We start from the raw sequence: 1,176 nt of genomic DNA, 5'->3' as shown, positions 1-1,176 counted from the left end.
TGATGGAGATTTAGATTTTTTCTGTAGATAAAAAAGGTAATCGTGGATTTGCTCAGGATCGAGCTCTGTAGGAATTTTCCCGAAATGAAGCGACACCGCAGCGACGTGTCTAGAGTAATTTTGAAACGTACTTTGGCTGCGTCCCAACACCGAAACCGTACGTTCAAACCTTTGCAAAAGCTCCGCAAATCCCGGAACTTCACGCTTTGCCTGATTGATAATTTTGTTTTCTCTAAGCTCGTCTGAACTCTTTTTTTTGTTGCCATTCTAGTGATTTTTTAATTAGTTTTACAAAGTAACTAAATATGGCGCTGAGAAAGCTACCGAAGGTTTAGTTCAACAAGGGTTTGCCAAAAGCGGGGCTGAACGGCTTCGATTGGGCATTTGTACAAGGTTCAACTTTCGTTCTTCGATTGAATTTTTGTGCTAAAAATCCCCGCCTTCGGCAAGCCCCAAACCGTTATCTGTAAGCGTACACCAAAATTATGCACAAAACAAAATTCATAATTGTTACCCTGATTTTAATGTCAAATTTTGCTTTTGGTCAAACTGAAAGAAAAATTCCAATTGAAAAATATTTCGCAACCGTTGATTCTTTGGAATACTCTAAACTTAAAAAGCAAGGAATAATAACGAAACAAGATAGTATTGCTTCGGAATATCAAGACATTGAAACGAAAAAACTGAATTCTAAAGGTTTCGAAAAATATGCAGAAATAAAAGCAGAAATTTATATGGACTTCTTTAAAAACCTGTTACTTCTTGAAACATTAAATTACAAAAATGATGTCTATGCGTTATATTTTTCAGTTGCAGGATTTGATGATGTAGAATTTCAAATACTCAAATGGAAAAAGAAAGATTGGAATAACATTGAAACGGTTGACAAAAGAACGATTGATAACTCAAACCAAAATTTTGAAAAAGTCGCATTTAATTATGATGAAGGTCCTAAAAACTTAGACAACGTGAGAATATTCATCCAAAATGATTATTTAATTATGGAAAGAAGTGGACTCTATCATTCTCTTTATGACCTCAAAACAAACGAATTACTAATAAACGAAGAAAGTCCTTGGCATTCCGCAGAAGATAATAGTGACGAAGGAATGAATAAGTGGATAAAAGAAAATTTACACGCCAAAATCGAAGAAAAAATAAAGAACGCCTACAGAT

2 protein-coding genes are annotated in these 1,176 nt (G+C 34.4%); one reads left to right on the top strand and one right to left on the bottom strand.

The window, feature by feature from the left end:
* The coding region (locus QWT87_RS21010; RefSeq protein ID WP_337250586.1) for a phage integrase N-terminal SAM-like domain-containing protein at positions 1–177 on the bottom strand (177 nt) is incomplete at its 3' end.
* Between the two features lie 308 nt (positions 178–485).
* On the opposite strand from QWT87_RS21010, the gene QWT87_RS21005 reads away from it, so the two are divergent.
* Positions 486–1,176: hypothetical protein (locus QWT87_RS21005; protein ID WP_302718682.1), on the top strand; the 691-nt coding region annotated here is incomplete at its 3' end.

The sequence above is a fragment of the Chryseobacterium urinae genome (assembly GCF_030518295.1).
Taxonomy (GTDB): Bacteria; Bacteroidota; Bacteroidia; order Flavobacteriales; family Weeksellaceae; genus Chryseobacterium; species Chryseobacterium mucoviscidosis.
This window is presented reverse-complemented; position numbering and strand designations above follow the sequence as displayed.